We start from the raw sequence: 335 nt of genomic DNA, 5'->3' as shown, positions 1-335 counted from the left end.
AGGAGCTCAATTTTGTAGACAGCGCGCTTGATGATGCGCTCTTGATACCGATTGTACATTTTAAAGCCAGGCTCTAATTGGCCTGTCTTTAGCGCGCCATGCAGGCGAGTGCGGTAGGGTGCAAATTCTTCAATGTCTGACTGGAGAAAGTAGAGTCGTTGGCTATCGAGTGAATCGAGGTAATGATCGAACACACGCTCTGACAATGTTCGGTCGATATCTTGCTTTCGATAATGGCTAAGTAGCAGAGAGCGCGCGATATGAACACTCGCCTCGCGTTGAGATTTTTCAGGAGATAGTTCTGGGGTCGATTGCGCTTGTGCAAGTAGGTCATC

The 335-nt window shown here is 48.4% G+C and carries 1 pseudogene; it reads right to left on the bottom strand.

Annotated features, from left to right (window positions below):
- Positions 1 to 335: pseudogene (locus A3751_RS22465) on the bottom strand (tail-specific protease); the annotation flags it as partial.

The organism is Oleiphilus sp. HI0080, assembly GCF_001635135.1.
Note: the sequence above shows the minus strand (reverse complement) of the source record. Positions and strands in the feature narration are given on the sequence as shown.